The following is a 22701-nucleotide window of genomic DNA, read 5'->3' as shown; positions in this document are numbered from 1 at the left end:
TCTTTCCCTTGGTACTAAATCAGCAGGAGTGCTAATCAGCAGGCCACGACGTTGACGGCGAGCCCGCCCATCGCGGTTTCCTTATATTTGGAGCTCATGTCCTTGCCGGTCTCGCGCATGGTCACGATGACCTCGTCCAACGAGACCCGGTGCGAGCCGTCGCCCCACAGCGCCATCTTGGCCGCGTTGATGGCCTTCGCCGCGGCGATCGCGTTCCGCTCGATGCACGGCACCTGGACCAGGCCTCCGATCGGATCGCACGTCAGGCCCAGGTTGTGCTCCATCGCGATCTCGGCGGCGTTCTCCACCTGCGCCGGCGTGCCACCCATGACCTCGGCCAGCCCGGCCGCCGCCATCGACGACGCCGAACCCACCTCGCCCTGGCAGCCCACCTCCGCGCCGGAAATGGACGCCTGTTCCTTGTAAAGCACCCCGACGGCGCCGGCGGTCAGCAGGAACTTGACCACGACGTCGTCGCGGTCCTCCTGGGTGGCCTGATCCATGCCCGGAGCGAAATGCAGCGCGTAATAAAGGACAGCCGGGATGATGCCCGCGGCGCCGTTGGTCGGGGCGGTGACCACCCGCCCGCCCGAGGCGTTCTCCTCGTTCACCGCCAGGGCGATCAGGTTGACCCATTCCTGCCAGTACTTCGGGTCCCGGTCCTTGTCCTCTTTCAGGAGGCGTTCGTGCCAGTCGGGAGCACGACGGCGGACCTTCAGTCCGCCGGGCAGCAGCCCCTCACGCTTCAGGCTGGTCTCCACACACGCTTCCATCACCGAGTAGATGTGCAGCAGGCCCTCCCGGATTTCTCCGGCGCTGCGGCTCTCCTCCTCATTGACCATCATGACTTCGCTGATGCTGAGCGAGGTGTTTTGGCAGTGCTTCAGCAGCTCCGCCGCGGTACGGAACGGCATCGGCAGCTCGTCCTTCGATTCCTCGAGCTCCTGCTGCGCCGCATCCTCCTCGCCCTCCCGGACAATGAACCCGCCGCCCACGGAGAAGAACGTCGCCTTCCGGACCTCGGAGCCGGCGGCATCAAAGACCGTGAAGGTCATGCCGTTGGTGTGCCGGGGCAGCACGGTCAGCGGACGCAGCACCATGTCCGCCACGCCGTACGGCAAGGGCACGCCCTTTTCAGCACCGGCGCCGGCCAGCTGCAGGATCCCCGTTTCCGCGATCGAGGCCAGCCGAGCCTCGACTTCGTCAGGCTGGATCAGCTCGGGGTGGTAACCCTCCAGGCCCAGCAGAATCGCCGTCATGGTGCCGTGCCCGTGCCCGGTGGCAGCGAGCGAACCATACAGATCCACCCGCAGCGACGCCACGCCCTCCAGCACCCCGGCGGACTTCAGTTCCTCGGCGAAGAGCGCGGCGGCCCGCATGGGTCCAACGGTGTGCGAGGACGACGGGCCAAGCCCAATGGAAAACAGGTCAAAGACGCCAACAGCCATGGTCGGTTCCTAACTGGATAGTTGTGGTCGGTTCGGGCTGGGGAGGGTTTGAGGTGCTGTGCGTGGAGCTGCCGGGGGAAGGCAGTTAGAGTTCGCCGCCGTTTGCTGATGCGTATTCTTCAGCCGACATCAGCGGGCCCTCTTCGGTGACGGCCACCTTGAACAGCCAGCCCGCGCCGTAGGGGTCGCTGTTGATCAGGGCAGGGTCCGCGACGACGCCGTCATTAACCTCGGTTACTTCACCCGTGACCGGCGCGTACAGGTCGGAGACGGACTTGGTGGATTCCACCTCGCCGCAGGTTGCACCAGCCGTGACGGTAGACCCCACCTCGGGCAGGTCCACGTACACGATGTCGCCCAGGGCGTCGGCCGCCACGGCGGAAATCCCGACTCCCACAGGTCCGGCCCCGTCGGCAGCGACCCATTCGTGCTCGGCGGAGTACTTCAGTTCAGAAACAACTTTGCTCATGTGCTTTTCCTTTGAGGTTCTGGGTTACTTGGTGCGCTTGTAGAACGGCAGGGCCACTACTTCGAACGGCTCCGCTTTGCCGCGCAGGTCGACGTCCAGGAGCGTGCCAATTTCGGAATGCTCGACGTCGACATACGCCATCGCCACCGGGTAGCCGAGGGTGGGGGAGGGCTGGCCGGAGGTGACCTCGCCGACCAGCGTGCCGTCCTTGAGGACCGGGTAGTGGCCGCGGGCGGCACGCCGGCCCAGGCCCTTGAGCCCGACGAGCTTCTGGCCCATGGTGGAACCGACGCCGGCGGCCTTGAGTGCGGCCAGCGCCTCCTTGCCCACGAAGTCGCTTTCCTTGGCCAGCGACACCACCGGGCCCAGCCCCGCCGCATAGGCGTTGACGCGGCGCGAGAGCTCGTTGCCGTAGAGCGGCATCCCGGCTTCCAGACGCAGGGAGTCGCGGCAGGCCAGGCCGGCGGGGATGAGCCCGTGTGCGGCGCCGGCGTCCAGCAGCGCCTCCCACAACCCGGCAGCATCCTCGTTGGGCACGTAGATTTCGAAGCCGTCCTCTCCGGTGTAGCCCGTGCGGGCCAGCAGCAGGGTCTGGACAGTGCCGTTGAAGGCGATACCCACCTCGACGGCGGAGTAGTACTTCAGTTCGGTCACCAGGGAGTGCTGTCCGGCCGGGACGAGCTGGAGCAGGATCGCTTCGGCGTTGGGCCCCTGCACCGCAATCAGCGAGGTCTCAGCTGAGGCGTCCTCGACGGAGACGTCGAAGTTCGCGGCCCGCTCGGCGAGGGCAGCGGCCACCGTCGGTGCGTTGCCGGCATTCGGGACCACCAGGTATTTCTCCGACCCTGCGCCGGGAGACGGGCGGCGGTAGGAGATCAGGTCGTCGATGATGCCGCCGTCGGCGTCGCAGATCAGCGAATACTTGGCTTTGCCGACGGAGATGGCGGACAGCTTGCCGGCCAGGGCGTAGTCCAGGAAGGCGCCGGCGTCCGGGCCGGTCACCCAGACTTCTCCCATGTGGGAGAGGTCGAACAGGCCTGCCGCGTTGCGGACGGCGTGGTGCTCGGCGAGCTCGGAGGTGTACTTGAGCGGCATTTGCCAGCCGCCGAAGTCGGTGAACGAGGCGCCGGCTTTCTTGTGCTGATCGTAAAGGGCGGTGTAGTTCTCGGTCATGGTTGCTCCTTAGTTCTCGAAGGCTGCTGTGTTGTCCTCGAACGCTTCGAGGGGCGGGCAGGAGCAGACCAGGTTCCGGTCGCCTGCGGCGCCGTCGATGCGGCCCACCGGCGGGAAGTACTTGTCCTGCCGGAGCGACGGAACGGGGAAGGCGGCCTGCTCGCGCGGGTAGGAGCGGCTCCAGCTGGAACTGACGAGGGCGGCTGCCGTGTGGGGCGCGTTGCGCAGCGGGCTGTCCTCCACGGTGAAGTCGCCGTTGGCGACCTGCTCGATCTCGGCGTGGATGGTGATCATCGCGTCAATGAAGCGGTCAATCTCGGCCAGGTCCTCGGACTCAGTGGGCTCCACCATCAGAGTGCCCGCGACCGGGAACGCCAGAGTGGGGGCATGGAAACCGAAGTCGATCAGGCGCTTGGCCACGTCTTCGGCGGTCACGCCGGTCCGTGCCGTGAGGCCGCGAAGGTCCAGGATGCACTCGTGCGCCACCAGCCCGCTGTCGCCGGTGTAGAGAACCGGGAAGAACTCGTTCAGCCGCGACGCGACGTAGTTCGCCGCGAGCAGGGCGGACTTGGTGGCGTCGGTCAGCCCCTGGCCGCCCATGAGCTTCACGTACGCCCAGGAGATCGGCAGCACGCCCGCAGAACCGAAACGCGACGCGCTGATCGCAACGCCATGCCCGGCCACGCCACCCCCGGACGAAGCGTTGTTGGCGTCGCCCGGCATGAACGGGGCAAGGTGCGCCTTGGCTGCAACGGGTCCGACGCCGGGTCCGCCGCCGCCGTGCGGGATGCAGAAGGTCTTGTGCAGGTTCAGGTGTGAGACGTCGCCGCCGAACTTGCCCGGCTGCGCCAGGCCGACCAGGGCGTTCAGGTTGGCCCCGTCGATGTAGACCTGGCCGCCGGCCGCATGGATGGCGTCGCAGACCTCGCGGACGTCGGCGTCGTACACCCCGTGGGTGGACGGGTAGGTGATCATGATGCAGGACAGGGCGTCCTTGTTGGCCTCGATCTTGGCGTACAGGTCGGCGTGGTCGATCGTGCCGTCGGCGGCGGTGGCCACTACTACCACCTTCATGCCGGCCAGCACGGCCGAGGCCGCGTTGGTGCCGTGGGCAGAGGCCGGGATCAGGCAGATGTTGCGCTGTTCGTCGCCGCGGGACAGGTGGTAGCCGCGGATCGCCAGCAGGCCGGCGAGCTCGCCCTGGGAGCCGGCATTCGGCTGGATGGACACCTGGTCGTACCCCGTGATCTCGGCGAGGTCGGCTTCCAAACCATCGATCAGCTCGCGCCAGCCGGCCGTCTGGGAATCCGGGGCGAACGGGTGGATGGAGGCGAACTCAGGCCAGGAGATGGCTTCCATCTCGGCCGTGGCGTTCAGCTTCATGGTGCAGGAACCCAGCGGGATCATGGTGCGGTCCAGCGCCAGGTCGTGGTCGGAGAGCTTGCGGATGTAGCGCAGCAGCTGGGTCTCGGAGCGGTGCGTGTTGAACACCGGGTGCTGCAGGTACGCGGACGTGCGCAGTACGGCTTCGGGGAGTTCAAAGCCTGCTGCGTCACCCACGGGACCGGCGCCGAAGGCGACGGCGACAGCGGACAGCACCTCCGCCGTCGTTGTCTCATCAATGGAGACGCCCACGGTGTCCGCGTCGATAAGGCGCAGGTTGATGCCGCGGGCCTCTGCCGCCGTGATGACCTTGGTGGCCTTGCCGGGCACGCGCACGGTGAGGGTGTCGAAGAAGGAATCGCTGACGAGTTCGCGGCCTGCCGCCCGGAGGGCGGTGGCAAGGACACGGGCGTTGGTGTGGACGGTCTCGGCGATTGCCTTCAGGCCGTCGGGCCCGTGGTAGACGGCGTAGAAAGAGGAGACGATGGCGAGCAGCGCCTGCGCGGTGCAGATGTTGGATGTCGCCTTCTCGCGCCGGATGTGCTGTTCGCGGGTCTGCAGCGCCAGGCGGTAGGCGGGGGCGCCGGCATTGTCCTTCGAGACGCCGACGATGCGGCCCGGGAGCGTGCGCTCCATGCCGGTGCGCACCGCCATGTAGGCCGCGTGCGGTCCGCCGAAGAACAGCGGCACGCCCAGGCGCTGGGCGGTCCCGACGGCGATGTCCGCCCCCTGCTCCCCCGGAGGCGTGATCAGGGTCAGGGCCAGCAGGTCAGCGGCCACGGTGACCAGCGCGCCGCGCTCCTTGGCGGCGGCGATAACGCCGGACTGGTCCCATACCCGGCCTGAAACGCCCGGCTGCTGGAGGACGACGCCGTTGATGTCGCCGTCGGGCAGTCCCTGGGTCAGGTCGGCGACCTCCACTTCGAAGCCAAGTGCCTCGGCCCGGCCCTGCACGATGGCAATGGTCTGGGGGAGGCAGTCGGCGTCCAGAACGGTCTTGCCGTCCTTGGCTCCTGCCGCCTTGTTGGCCCGGCGCATCAGCAGCACGGCCTCCGCCACGGCGGTGGCCTCATCCAGCAGGGAAGCGTTGGCGACCGGCAGCGCAGTCAGGTCCTGCACCATGGTCTGGAAGTTCAACAGCGCCTCGAGCCGGCCCTGGGAGATCTCCGGCTGGTACGGGGTGTACGCGGTGTACCAGGCGGGTGCTTCCAGGACGTTGCGGCGGATCACCGGGGGCGTCACCGTGTCGTAGTAGCCCTGACCGATCATCTGCACGGCGGTCTTGTTCTTGGCGGCCAGGCGGCGGAGCTCGGCCAGGACCTCAACCTCGCTCAGCGCAGCGCTAAGCCGGAGGGCATTCTCCTGGCGGATGGATGCCGGAACGGCGGTATCAACGAGGCCATCGACCGTGTCATAGCCGATGTTCTTGAGCATGATGTCGATATCGGCCTGGCGGCGGGCACCGATATGCCGGTCGGCAAACGTTGATGGATGCGATTGAATCGTCATGAGGAACTCCAGGTCTGGCCGGCCACGGATGGCACGGCATGGATTGGGTTCCTCCCCGCTCTGTATTGGACCTGAGAGATTCCGCGGATGGTTCTCCGCTTGCACCGTCGGTGAGCCCGGTTACCCGAACTGCTTTCCAGAGTTGCCTAGCCGCGGCGGTACGGGGGCCTGAGAGATTCCTGGGGAGGATTTGCTCCTACGGCGCCTGCCCGGTGAATGACTGGGAGGACTCTCCCGCCACGGTTCGAAAGGCTATGAAGATGTGGGGTGATTCGGCTCACAAGCTACAGGACAATTCCGTCCATGCCAAATCCGGGCCACGTTTGACATTTCTTCGTGACCGAGACCACACTGATCCGGTGGCCAGCGGGGCTGCGCTTACCGGCATGGGCCGGAACGGCGGCCGCCGCCGGAACGCATAATTTCTTCTCAACATAACTGAAAATGCTTACGATCTGCGGCGGGAGAGCCCTGCCGGTACATTCAGCAGGCGCCGTAGGAGCAAACCCTCCCCAGGAAACTCTCAGGCCCACGTACCGCCGCGGCGAGGCAACTCTGGAAAGCAGGCAGGCACGTCCTGTCTCACCGACGGTGCAAGCGGACGACCCTGTCCGCGGAATCTCTCAGGTCCCATACAGAGCGGGGAGGAACCGAATCAGTGCGGCCGTCCAAGGCCGCTTGAACGATGGAGTTCCTTATGACGATTCATCCTCCTGCCTCCCCAGGCGGGTCGCCAGCCGGTGAGGCTCCCCGCCTGGAGCGGCAGCTGAGCAACCGGCACATCCAGCTCATCGCCATCGGCGGCGCCATTGGCACCGGCCTGTTCATGGGCTCCGGCAAGACCATTTCCGCTGCCGGGCCCTCCGTGATCTTCGTATACATGATCATCGGCTTCATGCTGTTTTTCGTCATGCGGGCCATGGGCGAGCTGCTGCTGAGCAACCTGAACTACAAGTCGTTCAGCGACTTCGCCGCCGACCTGCTGGGCCCGTGGGCGGGATTCTTCACCGGATGGACCTACTGGTTCTGCTGGGTGATCACCGGAATCGCGGACGTCATCGCGATCGCCGGCTACTCGAAGGAACTCTGGCCGGGACTGCCCCTCTGGATCCCGGGCCTGGCCACGGTGGCCATCCTGCTGCTGCTGAACCTCACCACCGTCAAGGCGTTCGGCGAGACTGAATTCTGGTTTGCCCTCATCAAGATCATCGCCATCGCCGCGCTGATCGTGGTGGGCATGTTCATGATTTTCACCGGATTCCAGAGCGACGCCGGACAGGCCAGCTTCACCAACCTGTGGAGCCACGGCGGCTTCTTCCCCAACGAATTCATGGGCTTCGTGGCCGGCTTCCAGATTGCCGTGTTCGCATTCGTGGGCATTGAACTGGTGGGCACCACGGCCGCCGAAGCGAAGAACCCGGAGAAGAACCTCCCCAAGGCCATCAACTCCATCCCGGTGCGCGTGCTGCTCTTCTACGTGGGCGCACTGATCATCCTGATGTCCGTCACGCCCTGGACCCAGTTCGCCGCAGGCCACAGCCCGTTCATCGCGATGTTCTCGCTGGCCGGACTCGGGGCCGCCGCCACGGTGGTCAACCTCGTGGTGCTGACCTCGGCGATGTCCTCGGCCAACTCCGGAATCTACTCCACCTCGCGCATGGTCTACGGCCTGGCCCAGGAGGGCGACGCGCCGGCCGCCTTCGGCGGCCTGTCCCGCCGCAAGGTCCCCAACAACGCCCTGTTCCTGTCCTGCGTGCTGCTGCTCTCCGGCGTGGTGCTCATGTACGCCGGCCAGGACGTGGGCAAGGCGTTCGACATGGTCACCACCGTTTCCGCCGTCTGCTTCGTGTTCGTCTGGTCGATCATCCTCGCCAGCTACATCGCCTTCCGGCGCCGTCGCCCGCACCTGCACACCGCCTCCAGATTCAAGATGCCCGGCGGCATCCCCATGGTGTGGGTGGCCTTCGCGTTCTTCGCCTTCGTCCTGTGGACCCTGACCACCCAGCCGGACACGCTGACCGCGCTGCTGGTCACGCCCGTCTGGTTCGTCCTGCTCGGTGCGGCCTGGCTGGTTCTGCGCCGCCGGCCGGCGCACCTGGCCCGCTACGCCGCGTTCCAGGATGAGCTGAAGGCTGAGGAGACCGCCGCCCGCGGGCAAGCGGTCCGGGGTCTCCAGGAGGAGGAAAGCGTCAAGGGATGATCAGGACAGAGGAAAGGCCGACGGCGGAGGCCCGGACCCGCGGGGTGGAGGGTGAGTTTGTACTCACTTTCCATTGCCCGGATTCCCTGGGAATCGTCCAGGCGGTCGCGGATTTCCTGCTCAGGCAGGAGTGCTACATCGTTGACCTCAAGCAGTTCGGTGACCGGACCGCGGGGCACTTCTTCATGAGCCGGTGGAGATCGCGGCGGTCGTGTCCAACCACCCGGACCTGGAGGGGCTCGCGGCCTGGCACGGGGTCCCGTTCCACCACATCCCCGTGACTCCGGAGACCAAACCGGAAGCGGAGGCCAAGCTCCTGGAACTGGTGGAGGCGTCCGCCGTCGAACTGGTGGTTCTGGCCCGTTACATGCAGGTTCTCAGCGACTCGGCCACCGCCCGGCTCGCCGGAAAGGCCATCAACATCCACCATTCGTTCCTGCCCAGCTTCAAGGGTGCCAGGCCGTACCACCAGGCGCATGAGCGCGGAGTTAAGACGGTAGGCGCCACGGCCCACTACGTGAATTCGGAGCTTGACGAGGGGCCGATCATTGCGCAGCAGGTGATCGAGGTAGACCACACCTACACTCCCGCTGACCTGACCTGGAGTTGCTCATGACGAACCAATTGCCTGTGCGCCTGGAGATCATCCCCACGGACGGCATCATTTCCAAAGTCCGGGCGCACGTCCCCGCCGGATCAACGCTGACAGTGACCTGCCTGCCGCACCACGGGGTTGAGGCCACCGTGCGAGCCTCGGTGCAGCTTGGCCTGCTTGGCTACAACGCGATTCCGCATCTGGCCGCCCGAAGCATCGGAAGCCGTGCCCAGCTCGCGGGCCTGCTCCGCGACTGCGATGCAGCCGGGATCACGGAGGTTTTCGCCATCGGCGGCGACGCTGCGGAGGCTGCAGGTCCCTACGGCAACAGCGGCCTGCTCATGGAGGACATAGCCGACCTGACCGGCGGGACCATGGCCATCGGCGTCGCCGGATACCCGGAAGGCCACCCGAAGTGCAACGAGCTGCAGATGCTTGACGTGCTGCTGGAGAAACAGCACCTGGCCTCGACCGTGGTGACGCAGATGTGCTTTTCCGCGCCCAGGATCGGCTGGTACGCGGAACTGCTGCGCCGGGAGGGCGTCGACCTCCCGGTCTGGGCGGGGGTTGCCGGGTCCGTCCCGCGGGTCAAGCTGATCTCGCTCGCCACCAAGATCGGCGTAGGTCCCTCGCTGAAGTTCCTGAACCGCAAGGGGCCCCTCGCCCGCAGGCTCCTGAACGCCAGCAGCTACTCGTCCCGGTCCCTGGTTTCCGAGCTGTCCGCCCCGGAACCTGGACTTGAGGGGATCCACCTCTATACGTTCAACAGCCTCGAAACCCAGCCCGCGCTGGACTGGAGCGGCGGGGAAGGCGCGAAGGCTTCCTGAACCAAGTCCGGTAACCAGAGCGCGAACGTACAGTTGTGGCCCCTTTTCCTCCGGGAATTGGGGCCACAACTGTACGTTCGCACTTTTTTATTTGCCAAAACATCTTGCATCGTGGGCTGAAACCCATAATATGGGAACAGCGAATGTGTCGTTCCTCACGACCGACCCCTGCTCCCAAGCCTTCAGTGCGGAAGGCCCAACGATCGGATCCCCCCTTATGTCAGACATAGCTGTCCTGATTAACACAGCCGTCGCGGTGCTCGTCGCCGTGCTGCTGATTGTCCGTTTCAGAGTCAACCCCGTCATCGCCCTGGTGCTCAGCTCCGTATACCTCGGCCTGGCCGTCGGCCTCGGCGTCGAAAAAACCGTCAGCACCATCACCGCCGGATTCGGCGACATCATGGTGGACGTCGGCCTGCTCATCGCCTTCGGCGTCCTCATGGGCTCCATCCTGAACCAGAGCGGAGCCATCCGGCGCCTCGTGGAGCATCTGCTGAACACGTTCGGCCCCAAGCGCCTCCCGTACACCATGGGCCTGGCCATCGGAACCTTGCTGCAGTCCATCTTCCTGGATGTCCTGCTGGTCATCTCCGCCCCGCTCGCCCGCAAACTGGCACCCAAAATCGGCAAGCTCGGCACGGCCCGCATGGCCACCGCCATGGCCATCGCCCTCGAGTGCGGCATCGTCTTCACGGTCCCCGGCGTCGCATCCCTTGCCCTGGCAGGCCTCCTCAATGTGCCGCTCGGCAAAATGCTGCTGTTCGGCCTGCTGCTGGTCATCCCCACGATCATCATCGCCATCGCCATCATGACGTTCCTCTTCCGGCGAGGCTTCTGGAACGAAGCCAAGGATGAGGACCACACCTTCGTCGCCGAAGAGGACCGGGAGGGTGAAGAGGACCAGTACGACGGCGGTGCTGGCCGCCCCGTTGCCGCCGGCAACCCCACCGGCGGGGCGGGCGCCAACGGAACCGCGGGCCCCAGCGCGGCACACGCCGGGGGAGCCGTCGCCGTCGCTGAACGCGGACCCAAGCAGTTGCCGCTGATCGTCCTGTTTGCCCCCCTTCTGACCTCGCTGCTCCTCATCGGGGCAGGGGCCATCCTGCAGATCCTGAAGATCGACCTGCCCTGGCTGCAACTCCTGGGCGAACCCGTCATCGCCCTGCTGATCGGGCTGATCGGCACCTGCCTGGTCACGCGCTCCGGCATTGGGCAGAAGCGCGTCGAGGAGGCCATCGCCGTCGGATTCAAGGAGAGCGGCCAGATCCTGATCCTCACCGGCGTGGGCGGCTCGCTCGCCGCAACGGTAAAGGCGGCCGGCCTCGGCGACATCCTCGGCGGCTTCTTCTCCGCAAGCACCGTTGCCCCGCTCCTCGTGGTCTGGGCCATCGCGGCCGTGCTGCACATCGCGGTCGGCTCCGTCACGCTCTCCGCCATCACCGCAGCAGGCCTGCTGGCCCCCATCGCACCCGTCATCGGCCTGGACCCCGTGCTGCTGGCACTGTCCGCCGGCGCCGGATCACTGTTCATGGTCCACGTCACCAGCAACACCTTCTGGCTCCTCCAGTCGCTCCTTGGCCAGAGCGTGCGGGGCGCGCTGAAATCGGTGACCGTCGGCGTCTCGGTGGCCTCCGTCGTCGCAATCCTCTTGATCATGCCCATGAGCCTGCTGTTCTAATCGAACCTGAGAACCCTGTCGAACCCAAGAACCCCCGTCGATCCTTAGAACCCCGTCGAACCCAAAGATTGCGCGTTCCCGGCGTACGGCCACGAAAGAAGAAGACACCATGACACCACCACGCATCCCGCCCCTGCAGGGCATCCGCGTCCTGGAGCTCGGAAACTACATCGCTGCCCCCACGGCCGGGCGGCTGCTCGCCGACTTCGGCGCCGAGGTCATCAAAGTGGAGCGGCCCGGAACCGGCGACGAGCTGCGCAACTGGCGCCTCCATAAGGGCGACACGTCCATGCTGTACCGGACCATCAACCGGAACAAGAAGTCCGTGGTGCTGGACCTGCGGACCGAGGCCGGAAAGCAGGCGGTCCTGAAGCTCGCCGCGAAGTCCGACATCCTGCTGGAAAACTTCCGCCCGGGCACACTGGAGAAGTGGGGCCTCGGCCCGGAGGTCCTCAATGAAGCCAACCCGGAACTGATCATCACGCGCATCTCCGCCTTCGGGCAGACCGGCCCGCTGTCCGAGCGCCCGGGGTTTGCCGCCGTCGCCGAAGCATACGGCGGGTTCCGGAACCTCGTCGGCGACCCCGACCGCCCGCCCGTCCGGGTCGGCGTCTCCATCGGGGACTCCATTGCCGGACTGTACGCCGCGTTTGGTTCCATGATGAGCCTCTACCAGCGTGAAGCACGGCGCGGGGACACGGCCGGCGGGAACCCGTCCGGCGCTGTGCCGCTCACCGAACGGGTGATCGACGTGGCCCTGAACGAGGCCATGTTCTCCATGATGGAATCCCTGATCCCAGACTACCAGGCATACGGCGTGGACCGGCAGCGCGTGGGCGGCCGGATGGAAGGGATCGCCCCCTCAAACGCCTACACCTGCCGGGACGGCGCCAGCATCGTGGTGGCCGGCAACGGGGACTCCATCTACCAGCGGTACATGCAGACCATCGGCCGCCCCGACCTGGCCGAAGACCCCGCACTGCAGAGCAACGCCGGCCGGTGGGCCCGGCGCGAGGAACTGGACCAGGCCATCGGCGCCTGGACCGCGGAACTGGATGCCGCCGACGCCCTGGCCGCCCTCGACGCAGCCGGGGTACCGGCCGGTCCCATTTACACGGCGGCGGACATCAGCACCGACAGCCAGTACGCGGCCCGCAACATGGTCCAGAAATTCGACGTCTCCACCGGTGAGGAGATCCTGACGGGCGTCGGCTTCCCGGGTATTGTTCCGGTGATCGGCGGCGAATCGCTCCCCATCCGGAACCTTGGCCCGGACCTGGGCGAAAACACGGCAGAAATCCTCTCGGGGCTCCTCGGCATGGACCCGGCAGAGATCACAGCGGCAACCGGCCGCGAGGAGGCACTCCAGGCATGAACCAGCACCACGAAACCGACCTCGCCCCGACCCTGGGCGGCGCCATCCTGCGGGACGTCACCCTCCGGGACGGGCTGCAGCTCACGGGGAAAGTCCTGTCCACCGAACGGAAGGTGGAGACCGTCCGGGAGCTTCTCCGTCTGGGCGTTCCGGCCATCGAGCTGGGCTCCATGGCCCGTCCGGACCTCGTCCCCACCATGGCCAACACCGTGGAGGTGGTCCAGAACCTTACACCCGGGGAACTGGAAAAGTGCTGGATCTGGGTGGCCACGCCCGGCCACGTGGCCAAGGCCGCGGCCGCCGGGGCACGCAACTTCCAGTACTGCCTCTCGGCGTCGGACTCGCACAACAAGGCGAACATCGGACGCACCACCGAGGAAAGCCTCGCCGCGCTGCCCCAGGCCGTGGAGTACGCGCAGGCGGTCAATGGGCAGATCCAGCTGTGCATCGCAACGACCTTCACCTGCCCGTTCGAGGGAACCGTGCCTGAGGAGCGGATCCTGGCGATCGCCAACGATCCCCGTGCAGAGGGAACCACCGACATTGTCCTCTGCGACACCCTGGGCCAGGCCATCCCCGCCCAGGTGTCAGGCCTCATCCAGCGCGTCCGTGCCGAGTCCCCGGCACGCCGGATCGTCTACCACGGGCACGACACCTGGGGCCTGGGCGTGGCCAACACCCTCGCCGCGATCCAGGCCGGCGCCGTGATGGTGGACGGAGCGCTCGGCGGACTGGGCGGCTGTCCCTTCGCCCCGGGGGCCAGCGGCAACACCTCCAGCGAGGACATCCTGTTCGCCACCCGCCCCGAGTGGGTGACTCCGGAAACCTTCGCGGACCTCGTCGTTCTCTCCGAGAAGCTGCTCGCCGAACTGGGCGAACCCAACCGTTCCAAGGCGGCGCAGGGCGCCAGGTCCAAGGCCCCGGCGTTCCCCTGGGTCATTCCGTCGGACAGCCCCCCTGCGCCCGGCACCACGGCATCCTGCACCACGGGAGGCGAGTAGGTATGGGGAGCCGTTTCCTGGTCACCACGGCCATCCCGGACCCCGGGCTGCAGCTGCTCTCCGACGCCGGTTCGGTCGCCGTGCTGCCGTCGCCGCCCGACTATGAGACGCTGGCGGGGCTCTGCGCCTCAGGCGAGTACGACGTCGTCCTTACCCAGCTGCGCGACGTCATCGACGAGCCTCTGCTGGCCCGCGCGAGGGTGAAGGGCGTATCCAACTTCGCGGTCGGCTACAACAACATCGACGTGGACGCCGCCACCCGCCACGGCATCCTGGTGGGCAACACCCCCGGGGTGCTGACGGATGCGACGGCGGATATCGCCATGCTGCTCATCCTCGGCACCGCCCGCCGCGTGGTGGAGGCGGACCGACTGGTCAGGGATGGCAACTTCCACGGCTGGGAGCCCGAGCTGCTGCTGGGCCGGGACGTTTCGGGCGCCGTGCTGGGCCTGGCCGGGTTCGGACGGATCGCGCGCGCCACCGCCCGCCGCGCCCTGGGCTTCGGGATGGAAATCCTCTTCGCGCCGCGGCCTCCAGGGCACCGGCCGGTCAGCGACGGGGAACTGGGCGAATTCGCGGGGAAAGTGCGGCAGGTTTCCTGGGACGAGCTGGTGGAACGCAGCGACTTCCTGTCCCTGCACGTGCCGCTCAACGACCAGACCCGGCACCTGGTGGACCGCGCGGTGCTGGAGCGCATGAAGCCCGATGCCATCCTGATCAACACCGCCCGCGGCCCGGTGGTGGACGAGGGCGCCCTGGTCGCGGCGCTCCGGGACCGGGTCATCGCCGGTGCCGGGCTGGACGTCTTCGAGGACGAGCCGCGGCTCGCACCCGGACTCGCCGAACTGCCCAACACCGTGCTGCTGCCGCACGTGGGCAGCGCCACCGTCCCGGTCCGCAGCGAGATGGCCCGACTCAGCGCCCTCAACGCGGTTGCGATCGCCGAGGGACGCACCCCGCCGCACGCCGTCAATACCCTCACCGGCGCATGACCGTCCTGGTCGCACCGGACAGCTTCAAGGGCACGTATTCCGCAGCCGAGGTGGCTGCGGCCCTCGCCGGCGGCATCCGTGCTGCCGGCGGGAGGGCGGCAGAGCTGCCCGTCGCCGACGGCGGGGAGGGGACGTTCGATGCGCTGTGCAGCAGCCTGGGAGCCACGGCTGTTTCCGTCGCCGCGCAGAACCCGTGGGGTGAGCCGCTCACGGCGGCCGTCGGGCTGTCAGCGGACGGAACCGCCGTCGTCGAACTTGCCCAGGCCAGCGGCCTGAACGTGCCCAGCAGTTGCCCGCGTGACGCGGTGACGGCCAGCACCTACGGCACGGGCATGATGGTTGCCGCCGCGGTGGACGCCGGCGCCACGCACATCATGGTTGCGGCGGGTGGCTCCGCCACCACAGACGGGGGAGCCGGAGCGGTCGAGGCCATTAACGAAGGCGGCGGCCTCCGGGGTGCCCGGCTCACCGTGCTCTCCGATGTCACGTCGACGTTCCTGGATGCGGCGCGCATCTTCGGTCCGCAGAAGGGCGCCGGTCCTGCCGACGTCGAACTGCTGGAACGGCGGCTCAGGCAACTTGCGGACTCGTATCCGCGAAACCCGGCCGGCGTGCCGCGCACCGGGGCGGCGGGCGGCCTGTCCGGCGGGCTGTGGGCGCACTTCGGCGCGTCTCTTGTGTCCGGCGCCGACGCTGTCCTGGACGCCGCGCGGTTCGACTTGCACCTGGAAGCCGCGGACGCCGTCGTGGTGGGCGAGGGGCGGCTCGATTCGCAGACCGGGGAGGGCAAGATCATCTCGGCCATCCTGGAACGGGTGCGCCGCTCGGGGCGGAGCATCCCGGTGGTGGCCGTCGTGGGGTCTGTCGCGGCGGACCTCGGCGCGTACGCCCGGAACTTCAGCGAAATAGTCGTGGCCTCCGATGCCGCGGCGATGTACGCGGCGGGGAAGTCGGTGGCCGGGTACTCGGCGCTTTTGTGATGTCCGCGGCGGGGTCCCGGCGGGGCGTTACGCCTCGCCGGGGAACCGGCCGCCGATCAGCCGCGTCATGTGTTCCGCGGCTGCAAGCAGCGGCTCCACCCAGGCTTCACAGGTTTCCAGGGGCATGCGCAGGGTCGGTCCGCTGATGGTCGCCGCGCCCACGAGCCCTGCCGCGGAGTCGAAAACCGGGGCGGAAAGCCCGGAGGCCCCGTCTTCCCGCTCACCCACCGTGATGGCAAAGCCGTCCGTCCGGGTCTGCTTCACCACGCTCTGCAGGTCCTCGGAACTGGTGATGGTGGACTCGGTAATAGGTTCCAGCGGATCCTTCAGCACGGCGTCCATGAGCTCTGGATCCCAGGCGAGCAGGACACGGCCGGCCGAGCCAGCGTAGAGCGGCAGCACCTTGCCGAGGTGCATCTCCCGGCGCAGCGCATGGCGGGTCTCGGCCATGGCGACGCACACGCGGTAATGCTGCTCCGCCTTGAAGAAGCAGGCCGTCTCGCCGGTGGTGTCGCGCAGGGTCTTGAGCAAGGGGCTGAGGACGTCGATGACTTCCATGCCGCGGGTGGCCGGCGCCGCCCAGTATGCCATGCGCATGCCGATGCGGTAGGCGTCCTCCTCCCGGTCCAGGAAGCCCTGGGAGGTGAGGTTCGTGACCAGCCGCTGGACGGTGGACGTGGGCATCCCGGTGTATTCCCGGATGTCGCTCAGCGAGAGCACCGGCCGGGAGAGCGAGAAGGCATCCAGGATCGACGTGATCTTCCCCAGGACGAGCAGGGGGTTGCTGCTGGATTTCGCTGAAGCATCGGCTGCCGACATAGGACTCACGCTAGACGGTGGCTTCATCCCGGTCCAATCACCCGGTCCCATCACCCCGGGCCAATCTGCAGCCCGACCCCTGCAGGTAGATTGAACAGGTGACCTTGACGTTGAAAAAGGCCGTCGCCTCCGATGGTGCGGAGCTCGCCTGGGCAGAGGAAGGCCAGGGCGAACCGCTGCTGCAGGTGGCTGGCCAGGCCATGGGAATGTCCGGCTGGGCCCCGGCCCTCATCATTCACGGCAGCGAAGATGCCCTCGTTCCTGTTGCCAACGCCGTGATGATGGCGGAGCGGATTCCGGACTCGCAGCTGATCCAGGTCGACGGCGGCCGGCACGGTCTGCACCTGGATGACACCCGGGTGCAGACCTGGATCGAGGACTTCCTGCCAATGGCGCTACCCGCCGGGGTTTACTAGAGGAGCAGCTCCCGAACGGTCAGCTGGAGACGGATCGAGTCCGCGGCTTCGTCAGCCTCAAGGGCGGTCCCGTCTTGGCCGGCCTCGTCATTGACCGCTTCGGCGTCGAGGTTTTGGCCGTCCCGGTTGCTGCCCACGTGCTTAGACTTCCAGTCCGACGGCGGTGTTCCCGACGGCGGTGCTCTGCAGGGAGCCAGCCTGCCGGACCGGCGTCGCCAGGCCGAGGTTCTCCCGCAGCGTGGATCCGGCGTATTCCGTCGGGTAGACGCCGCGCTCCTGCAGTGCCGGGACGAGGTGGTTGACGATGTCATCCAGCCCGGTGGGGATCAGCCACGGCGAGATGTTGAAGCCGTCCACTGCACCGGTGCGGGCGTATTCGGCCAGCCGGTCGGCTACGTCCGTGTAGGAACCTGTGAAGCTGGAGTCCCCGCGGCTGGTCCGGGCGGAGACAAACTGCCGGATGCTGAGGCCCTTGTCCCTGGCCTCGGCCCGCCACTGGTCCGCCAGCTGCTTCGCCTTGGCGCCGTGGAAACCGCTGCCGCGGGTCTCCGAGGTCTCCTCCACCACAGGGTCGATATCCGGCAGCGGGCCGTCCGGATCGAAGCCCTGAAGTTCCCGGCCCCAGAACTGTTCGAGGTAGGCGATGGCCTGCTCGGGGCCGATCTGCAGGCTCCGCACCCAGTTCTTCTTCTCGAGCGCTTCCTGCGGCGTGGCGGCGAGGATGAACTCGCTCGCGGGCATGATCTTGACGTCGTGCGCGCCGCGGCCGGCCTTGACCGTCCGTTCGACGATGTCGCGCCGAAAGTCCAGGGCGTCATCGAGCTTCGGGTGGGCGGAGAAGATGACGTCGGCCTGCCGGGCAGCGAAGTCGCGGCCCTCCGGCGAGTCGCCGGCCTGGAACAGCACCGGCCGGTACTGGGCGCTGCGCGGCAGCCGGGGCACGTAGTCCACCGTGTAGTGCTTGCCCTCGTGGTACACGGGCCGGGCCGAACCGGGCGCGGCCCAGGCGGTGGCGGCAGGGCTTGAAGCGATGGCGCCGTCCTCCCAGGAGTCCCAGATCCGCTTGGCCGTGTTGACGAACGCTTCGGCGTGGACGTACCGGTCGGCGTGGTCCAGGTAGCCGCCGCGGCGGAAGTTCGCACCGGTCCAGGCGTTGTCCGTGGTGACCACGTTCCAGGCCGCGCGGCCGCCGGAGAGCAGGTCCAGGCTGGACAGCCGGTGTGCCAGGTCCGCGGGGTCGTTGTACGTGGTGTTCTGCGTGGCCACCAGACCAATGCGGCTGGTCACGGAAGCCAGCGCGGCCAGCATGGTCTGCGCGTCCGGCCGGCCGACAACGTCCAGCGCGTGCGGGCGGCCGAGGTGCTCGCGCAGCCGCAGCCCCTCACCGAGGAAGAACGCGGCGAACAGGCCCCGTTCCGCGGTCTGGGCGATGCGGCGGAAGGACTCGAAGTCCGTCTGCGAGCCGGATTCCGGCGACTTCCAGACCGTACCCGAGTTCACGCCCTGGAAGAAGACGCCGAGCTGCAGCTGGCCGGAGGGCACGAAGCCGTTGCCGATGTGGGTGTCTGTCATGGGTCTCTCCTTAGTTCTGGGCCGCGGAAGCCGCGGGGGCCGCTGATGCGGCGGCATACCGGCTGGACGGGCGCTGCAGGCCGAGCAGGTCCCGGAATGTGGAACCGGGCTGCTGCGGTGCGAGGAGGCCCCGGCGCCGGAGGGCAGGAAGCACCAGTTGCGCCAGCTCCTCCAGGTCCACGTCCAGGACGGCCGGGTGGATGCGCACGCCGTCGGCGGTCTCCAGAATGGAGGCGAGCAGCTCCGTGAGTTCCGCCGCGGTGCCGGCGAAACGGGCACGCCTGCTCTGCCACGGCGTGTGCGCATCGAGTTCGGCGAGCCGCCCGGCGGCATTTTGCCCGCGGGCGTCGAGGACGACGTCGAGCTCGGCGATGATCGCGGGCCCGGGAGCGGCAGCGCGGGCCTCGGCGATCTCGCCGGCCAGCAGCCCGGGCGTGGGCGCGGAGACGAGGACGGCATCCGCCGCCCCCGCGGGCAGCCGGTCCCCGCCCGGCTGGTTCCCGCCCGGCTGGTTCCCGCCCAGCAGGCCGGCCGGTGCCAGGACCGGCAGCTGGCCCTGCAGCGGACGAGGAATGATGGACGGTCCCTTGACGGAGTATCCGCTGCCGCTTTCGAAATCGACGGTGCTTTCAAAATCGACATAGTGAAGCTTGTCCACGTCGATGTACCGGCCGGTGGCGACGTCACGGATCACGGCGTCGTCCTCCCAGGAGTCCCAAAGCCGGCGGCTGACCTCAATCGAATCGGCGGCTTCCCGGCCCAACCCGTCAGCAGCGACAACGGAACGTCCCACGGCGGCAGCATCGGCGGCCTGGTCCGAGGCGGCCACCAGCCACCCGGCGCGCCCGCCGGACACATAGTCCAGACTGGCCAGCTGTGTGGAGATGTGGAACGGCTCGGTGTAGACGGTGTCCACCTCGGGAACCAGCACGATGGAGCTGGTGACGGGCCCGGCAAAAGCTGCGCGCTGCAGGGCGTTCAGCCGGCCCGGGATGTCGCGGCCGTTCTGCCCGGAACTCGCCGGGGTCAGCGATCCGTCAGCGAACGTGGCCACGTGGAACCCGGCCGACTCGGCGGCCAGCACCGTGGCGCGGACGCGGGTGCCATCAAGCAGTTCGGCGGGAGTGTGCCGGGCTTTGCGCCAGGCGGCGGGGTGCGCTCCGTCGCCGTCCAGTTCGATGGCCAGGAAGGAATTGGCTGCGGTGCTCACTGTCCGGCCTGCCTCTCGTGGGGGTTCTGTTCGCCCGCTTCGACTGCGACGGCCAGGCGGTTTTCGGCCGGCGGCAGCGGGCAGGTTGCGAGGTCGGTGTAGGCGCACGGCAGGTTCACCGCACGGTTGAAATCCAGAATCACGCGGCCGTCTGCGTCCAGCGCGTCCACCGTGAGCGAGCGGTTCGCCGCGTACGTGGTCTTGCCGGACGTCGCGTCCGTGAACAGCACGGACAGGGTGCCGGGCGCGTGGCCGTTGAAGGCCGTCAGCGTCAGCTCCTGGCCGTCCAGCTCGAACCGGATCTCGCCGGGCGCTTCGTACACGTGCACGATGCCCTCGACGGCGGCGCCAACCGTGGTGTGCCGGGGCTCGTCAAAGGCCACGTACACGCCCTCAACGGCGAAACGCGGGTCCGGCGCGTAGGCCGGCGTGCCGCGGTACTCATTGAGCAGCGGGTTCTCCGGGTGCCGGGGACGCACGATGTATTCCCCGCCGCGCTTGGCGAGTTCGACGACGGCGGGACCCGCCGTTAGGTTAATGCCGTTCCGCTCGGCGATCGGATCGAAAACGACGGCGGTGCTTCCGTTCTCAGCCGGGCTGCCGTTCAGCTCCCGGCCGTCCCGCAGCAGGCTTTCGCCGGGCTCCAGAATCACCGTGACGGCGTCGTCCTGTACGCTCCAGGAGCCCGGAACGCCCTCGAGCCGGGCGGGTTCCGCACCCAGCCAGTGCAGGTGGGTGACGGCGAGGAAACCGTGGGGATCGGCGCGGCGGCGCTCATGCGCGGCGTGCCACTGCTCCCATTCAGCCGCGAACACGGCAGCAGTTTCAGTGGGCGTAGACGTAGGCATTGTCGCTCCTGTGGTTGTCGTGGTCGGTGGTGACGGCGGAGGCAGCGTCGGGTTCGGTGGCTCCCGCAAAGCCGGGGCGGCCGGCAAACGGATCCGCAGACTCCCAGAGCGTGGTGGGGGCAGACGCGCGCACGGCCGGGATGACCTCGAGCGCGAACCGCTCCAGGATCTCCAGCTGCTGCTCGAGGGGGAGCGTGGTGGGCAGCGAGATCGACTGCAGATCGTGCCCGTACAGACCGTGGTAGCTGAGGATCTTATCGATCACCTGCTCCGGGCTGCCGACAAGTGCCGGGCCCTCTGCCACCGCGTGGTCGATGTCCCGGAACGGCGAGTTGTTGCCGGGAACGTTGCGTGCAGCCGTGAGGGCCTCGTAGACCGGGCCGTACTGGCGCTTGGCCTCCTGCGTGGTGCCGGCAATAAACACGCCGCCGGCTCCGCTGCCCGAACCCACGTAGCGGTGGCGCGGATCATGGCCGTTCCGCTCGTACTCCGCCACGTAGTGGTCGATGAGCACCTTGTAGTTTTCCCGCGGCTGGATGGCGTTCGCGGTGAACAGCGGGTCTCCCCAGCGGCCTGCCAGCGCCGCCGACGTAAGGGTTGTAGCAGACCCGTGCCAAATCCGTGGCGAACCGGCGTAGGGGCGGGGCGTAGTGGTGGTCGGCTCGGTGATCGCGGGGCGGAAGCGGCCGGACCACGTGACGTCCTCCTCACGCCAGAGCCGGCGCAGCAGGGAGTACTTCTCCTCCAGCAGGTCCCACTGGTCTGCCAAGTCCAGGCCGAAGAGCGGGTACTGCAGCACTTCGTTGCCTTTGCCGATGACCAGTTCCAGCCGGCCGCGGCTGAGCTGGTCGATCGTGGCGTAGTCCTCGGCCACGCGCACCGGGTCCAGCACGGACAGGACGGTGACGCCGGTGTGCAGCCGGATTCGGGAAGTGACGGCGGCGATGGTGGCGAGCACCGTGGTGGGGGAGGAGGAGATGAACGCCCCGGCATGCCGCTCGCCCACGGAGAAGCTGTCGTAGCCGAGCTCCTCGGCGCGCCGGGCGGTCTGCACCACCTGGTTCAGCCGGTCGGCGGTGGAGACGATCTCGCCGGTGACCGGGTTCTTGAGGTGCGGAATGATGTCCAGGACCTGGAACTTCATTTCGCAGCCCCCGACGGTGTTGCCCCCGTCTGCGTGGAGGCGAAGTTGGCCTCGGTCACCGTCTTGGATTCCTGCAGGGCCTCCTCGGACAGTCCCCAGCGGTCCAGCACCTTGCCGTAGGAGCCGTCCTTGATGACGGAGTTCAGCGCCTCGGTGATCACCGGCGCCAGGCCGTTTCCCTTGAGCGTGGTGGCGGCCACCAGGGTCTCCGATGGCCAGCCGGCATTGACCTTGCCGACGATCTTCAGGTCGTCGCGGGTGTTTTCCCGGTAGGCCGTCGAAGGGTACGGCGCGATGTTCAGGTCGGTCCTGCCGGAGGAGAGCGCCAGAATGGTGTCGGCGTCGGACGAGTAGTACTGCAGGCTGGCGGGTTCCTTGCCCTTGGCCTCGAGCTCCTTGTTCCAGGCCAGCAGGATCTTCTCCTGGTTGGTGCCGGAGCCTACGGAGACCTTCAGGCCGGAGATGTCGTCCGCGTCCCGGATGTTGTAGGACGCGGACTTCTTCGCCTCAAAACCCATGTACGCCGCCCGGTAGCTGGCGAAGTCGAACAGCTTCACCCGGTCCTTGTTGATGCCCACGTTGGAGAACACCGCCTCGAAGTCGCCGGACTGGGTCTTCAGCGGCCAGTTCTCCCAGGACGTGACCTGGACGTCGAGCTCCAGGCCCAGCTTGTCCGCCACCAGCTGGGCGATGTCCAGCTCGGAGCCGATGGGCGTCTTGTCGTCCGTGGCGTGAAAGGACAGCGGGATCGAGCCTGCGGTGGTGGTCACCGTGAGCTTGCCGTCCTTGCCGATCAGCGCCGGCACCTTCGCGGCCAGCGCGGCATCCTTTTCAGCGCGGATCCGCTGCTGGTCCGGTGAGGTGTTGTAGACGACGCCGTTGCGGCCCGCCGTCGTCGCCCCACCGGCTGCGGCCGTTGAACCGCCGGAGGCGGCGGCGCCGGGATCGGAGCAGGCGGACAGTGCCAGCGCGCCGGAAAGGACGACGGCGGGCAGCGCTGCCAGCGTGCGCCGGCGGGCGGTGCCGTGGTGCGGGGTGAAGAAGGGTGCCATGGGAGTTCCT

General features: G+C 67.7%; 19 protein-coding genes, 1 pseudogene and 2 riboswitches. Of the genes and pseudogenes, 9 read left to right on the top strand and 11 right to left on the bottom strand.

Features of this window, described 5'->3' with window-relative positions; genetic code table 11:
* Positions 1–35: 35 nt before the first annotated feature.
* The 4 genes from ABIE00_RS22410 to gcvP all read right to left on the bottom strand — a co-directional run bounded on the left by ABIE00_RS22410 (position 36) and on the right by gcvP (position 5982).
* Positions 36–1448: an L-serine ammonia-lyase gene (locus ABIE00_RS22410; RefSeq protein WP_354262830.1), complete on the bottom strand. Its 1413-nt coding sequence runs from the start codon at positions 1446–1448 to the stop codon at positions 36–38.
* A gap of 85 nt (positions 1449–1533) precedes the next feature.
* Positions 1534–1917, bottom strand: a complete 384-nt coding sequence (gene gcvH / locus ABIE00_RS22405) for a glycine cleavage system protein GcvH (RefSeq protein WP_354262829.1) — start codon at positions 1915–1917, stop codon at positions 1534–1536.
* Positions 1918–1941: 24 nt separating this feature from the next.
* A complete protein-coding gene (gcvT, locus tag ABIE00_RS22400) occupies positions 1942–3090 on the bottom strand; it encodes a glycine cleavage system aminomethyltransferase GcvT (RefSeq protein ID WP_354262828.1) in 1149 nt (382 codons plus the stop codon).
* Between the two features lie 9 nt (positions 3091–3099).
* Complete coding sequence (gcvP, locus tag ABIE00_RS22395; RefSeq protein WP_354262827.1) at positions 3100–5982, bottom strand: aminomethyl-transferring glycine dehydrogenase; 2883 nt, start codon at positions 5980–5982, stop codon at positions 3100–3102.
* Positions 5983–6128: 146 nt separating this feature from the next.
* Positions 6129–6229: riboswitch (glycine riboswitch) on the bottom strand.
* A 204-nt stretch (positions 6230–6433) separates the two neighbouring features.
* Positions 6434–6531: riboswitch (glycine riboswitch) on the top strand.
* Between the two features lie 148 nt (positions 6532–6679).
* Between gcvP and cycA the strand changes: the two genes are divergently transcribed.
* The 8 genes and pseudogenes from cycA to ABIE00_RS22355 all read left to right on the top strand — a co-directional run bounded on the left by cycA (position 6680) and on the right by ABIE00_RS22355 (position 15630).
* Positions 6680–8182, top strand: a complete 1503-nt coding sequence (gene cycA, locus ABIE00_RS22390; RefSeq protein WP_354262826.1) for a D-serine/D-alanine/glycine transporter — start codon at positions 6680–6682, stop codon at positions 8180–8182.
* Positions 8179–8780: pseudogene (locus tag ABIE00_RS22385) on the top strand (formyltetrahydrofolate deformylase); the annotation flags it as partial. The gene cycA and the pseudogene ABIE00_RS22385, both read left to right, overlap by 4 nt.
* A gap of 14 nt (positions 8781–8794) precedes the next feature.
* The gene (locus ABIE00_RS22380; RefSeq protein WP_354262825.1) at positions 8795–9604 is read left to right on the top strand and encodes a methylenetetrahydrofolate reductase; all 810 of its coding nucleotides are present in this window, start codon (positions 8795–8797) and stop codon (positions 9602–9604) included.
* A gap of 217 nt (positions 9605–9821) precedes the next feature.
* Positions 9822–11282 carry a GntP family permease gene (locus ABIE00_RS22375; protein WP_354262824.1) on the top strand — a complete coding sequence of 487 codons (1461 nt, stop codon included), beginning with the start codon at positions 9822–9824 and terminating at the stop codon, positions 11280–11282.
* Between the two features lie 109 nt (positions 11283–11391).
* Complete coding sequence (locus ABIE00_RS22370) at positions 11392–12657, top strand: CaiB/BaiF CoA transferase family protein (protein ID WP_354262822.1); 1266 nt, start codon at positions 11392–11394, stop codon at positions 12655–12657.
* Positions 12654–13658: a hydroxymethylglutaryl-CoA lyase-like TIM-barrel protein gene (locus ABIE00_RS22365; RefSeq protein WP_354262820.1), complete on the top strand. Its 1005-nt coding sequence runs from the start codon at positions 12654–12656 to the stop codon at positions 13656–13658. Before ABIE00_RS22370 ends, ABIE00_RS22365 begins: the two co-directional genes overlap by 4 nt.
* Positions 13659–13660: 2 nt before the next feature.
* Entirely contained in the window at positions 13661–14650 is a 990-nt protein-coding gene (locus ABIE00_RS22360; protein ID WP_354262819.1) for a 2-hydroxyacid dehydrogenase, read from the top strand.
* The gene (locus ABIE00_RS22355) at positions 14647–15630 is read left to right on the top strand and encodes a glycerate kinase (RefSeq protein WP_354262818.1); all 984 of its coding nucleotides are present in this window, start codon (positions 14647–14649) and stop codon (positions 15628–15630) included. Before ABIE00_RS22360 ends, ABIE00_RS22355 begins: the two co-directional genes overlap by 4 nt.
* 27 nt (positions 15631–15657) lie before the next feature.
* On the opposite strand, the gene ABIE00_RS22350 is transcribed toward ABIE00_RS22355, so the two are convergent.
* On the bottom strand, positions 15658–16449 hold the full coding sequence (locus ABIE00_RS22350) for an IclR family transcriptional regulator (protein WP_354262817.1): 792 nt from the start codon (positions 16447–16449) through the stop codon (positions 15658–15660).
* Positions 16450–16547: 98 nt separating this feature from the next.
* On the opposite strand from ABIE00_RS22350, the gene ABIE00_RS22345 reads away from it, so the two are divergent.
* Positions 16548–16865 (top strand): alpha/beta fold hydrolase, encoded by a 318-nt coding sequence (locus ABIE00_RS22345; RefSeq protein ID WP_354262816.1) that lies wholly within the window; start codon positions 16548–16550, stop codon positions 16863–16865.
* Here ABIE00_RS22345 and ABIE00_RS22340 read toward each other — a convergent pair.
* Genes ABIE00_RS22340 through ABIE00_RS22315 form a run of 6 tightly spaced genes read right to left on the bottom strand, consistent with a single transcriptional unit; the run spans position 16862 to position 22691 of the window.
* Complete coding sequence (locus ABIE00_RS22340; protein ID WP_354262815.1) at positions 16862–17002, bottom strand: hypothetical protein; 141 nt, start codon at positions 17000–17002, stop codon at positions 16862–16864. The genes ABIE00_RS22345 and ABIE00_RS22340 overlap by 4 nt on opposite strands.
* Before the next feature lie 4 nt (positions 17003–17006).
* Positions 17007–18437 (bottom strand): NtaA/DmoA family FMN-dependent monooxygenase, encoded by a 1431-nt coding sequence (locus ABIE00_RS22335; RefSeq protein WP_354262814.1) that lies wholly within the window; start codon positions 18435–18437, stop codon positions 17007–17009.
* A 10-nt stretch (positions 18438–18447) separates the two neighbouring features.
* Positions 18448–19647: an LLM class flavin-dependent oxidoreductase gene (locus tag ABIE00_RS22330; protein WP_354262813.1), complete on the bottom strand. Its 1200-nt coding sequence runs from the start codon at positions 19645–19647 to the stop codon at positions 18448–18450.
* A complete protein-coding gene (locus ABIE00_RS22325; protein ID WP_354262812.1) occupies positions 19644–20495 on the bottom strand; it encodes a DUF1684 domain-containing protein in 852 nt (283 codons plus the stop codon). Before ABIE00_RS22325 ends, ABIE00_RS22330 begins: the two co-directional genes overlap by 4 nt.
* Positions 20473–21639 carry an LLM class flavin-dependent oxidoreductase gene (locus tag ABIE00_RS22320; protein WP_354262811.1) on the bottom strand — a complete coding sequence of 389 codons (1167 nt, stop codon included), beginning with the start codon at positions 21637–21639 and terminating at the stop codon, positions 20473–20475. Before ABIE00_RS22320 ends, ABIE00_RS22325 begins: the two co-directional genes overlap by 23 nt.
* Positions 21636–22691 carry an ABC transporter substrate-binding protein gene (locus ABIE00_RS22315; RefSeq protein ID WP_354262810.1) on the bottom strand — a complete coding sequence of 352 codons (1056 nt, stop codon included), beginning with the start codon at positions 22689–22691 and terminating at the stop codon, positions 21636–21638. The genes ABIE00_RS22320 and ABIE00_RS22315 overlap by 4 nt, the downstream gene beginning before the upstream one ends.
* Between the last annotated feature and the right edge of the window lie 10 nt (positions 22692–22701).

Origin of the sequence: Arthrobacter sp. OAP107 (assembly GCF_040546765.1) — a bacterium.
Classification (GTDB): Bacteria; Actinomycetota; Actinomycetes; order Actinomycetales; family Micrococcaceae; genus Arthrobacter.
The sequence above is the reverse complement of the archived record's forward strand: the minus strand, read 5'-3'. Positions and strand labels throughout refer to the sequence as shown.

Excerpts from the sequence above, each read along its gene's own strand:
- ABIE00_RS22335 (WP_354262814.1), bottom strand. The coding sequence starts at position 18,437 with ATGACAGACACCCACATCGGCAACGGCTTCGTGCCCTCCGGCCAGCTG.
- gcvT (WP_354262828.1), bottom strand. The coding sequence starts at position 3,090 with ATGACCGAGAACTACACCGCCCTTTACGATCAGCACAAGAAAGCCGGC.
- ABIE00_RS22315 (WP_354262810.1), bottom strand. The coding sequence starts at position 22,691 with ATGGCACCCTTCTTCACCCCGCACCACGGCACCGCCCGCCGGCGCACG.
- gcvP (WP_354262827.1), bottom strand. The coding sequence starts at position 5,982 with ATGACGATTCAATCGCATCCATCAACGTTTGCCGACCGGCATATCGGT.
- gcvH (WP_354262829.1), bottom strand. The coding sequence starts at position 1,917 with ATGAGCAAAGTTGTTTCTGAACTGAAGTACTCCGCCGAGCACGAATGG.
- ABIE00_RS22325 (WP_354262812.1), bottom strand. The coding sequence starts at position 20,495 with ATGCCTACGTCTACGCCCACTGAAACTGCTGCCGTGTTCGCGGCTGAA.
- ABIE00_RS22360 (WP_354262819.1), top strand. The coding sequence starts at position 13,661 with ATGGGGAGCCGTTTCCTGGTCACCACGGCCATCCCGGACCCCGGGCTG.
- ABIE00_RS22375 (WP_354262824.1), top strand. The coding sequence starts at position 9,822 with ATGTCAGACATAGCTGTCCTGATTAACACAGCCGTCGCGGTGCTCGTC.
- ABIE00_RS22350 (WP_354262817.1), bottom strand. The coding sequence starts at position 16,449 with ATGTCGGCAGCCGATGCTTCAGCGAAATCCAGCAGCAACCCCCTGCTC.
- cycA (WP_354262826.1), top strand. The coding sequence starts at position 6,680 with ATGACGATTCATCCTCCTGCCTCCCCAGGCGGGTCGCCAGCCGGTGAG.
- ABIE00_RS22365 (WP_354262820.1), top strand. The coding sequence starts at position 12,654 with ATGAACCAGCACCACGAAACCGACCTCGCCCCGACCCTGGGCGGCGCC.
- ABIE00_RS22410 (WP_354262830.1), bottom strand. The coding sequence starts at position 1,448 with ATGGCTGTTGGCGTCTTTGACCTGTTTTCCATTGGGCTTGGCCCGTCG.
- ABIE00_RS22370 (WP_354262822.1), top strand. The coding sequence starts at position 11,392 with ATGACACCACCACGCATCCCGCCCCTGCAGGGCATCCGCGTCCTGGAG.
- ABIE00_RS22380 (WP_354262825.1), top strand. The coding sequence starts at position 8,795 with ATGACGAACCAATTGCCTGTGCGCCTGGAGATCATCCCCACGGACGGC.
- ABIE00_RS22355 (WP_354262818.1), top strand. The coding sequence starts at position 14,647 with ATGACCGTCCTGGTCGCACCGGACAGCTTCAAGGGCACGTATTCCGCA.
- ABIE00_RS22320 (WP_354262811.1), bottom strand. The coding sequence starts at position 21,639 with ATGAAGTTCCAGGTCCTGGACATCATTCCGCACCTCAAGAACCCGGTC.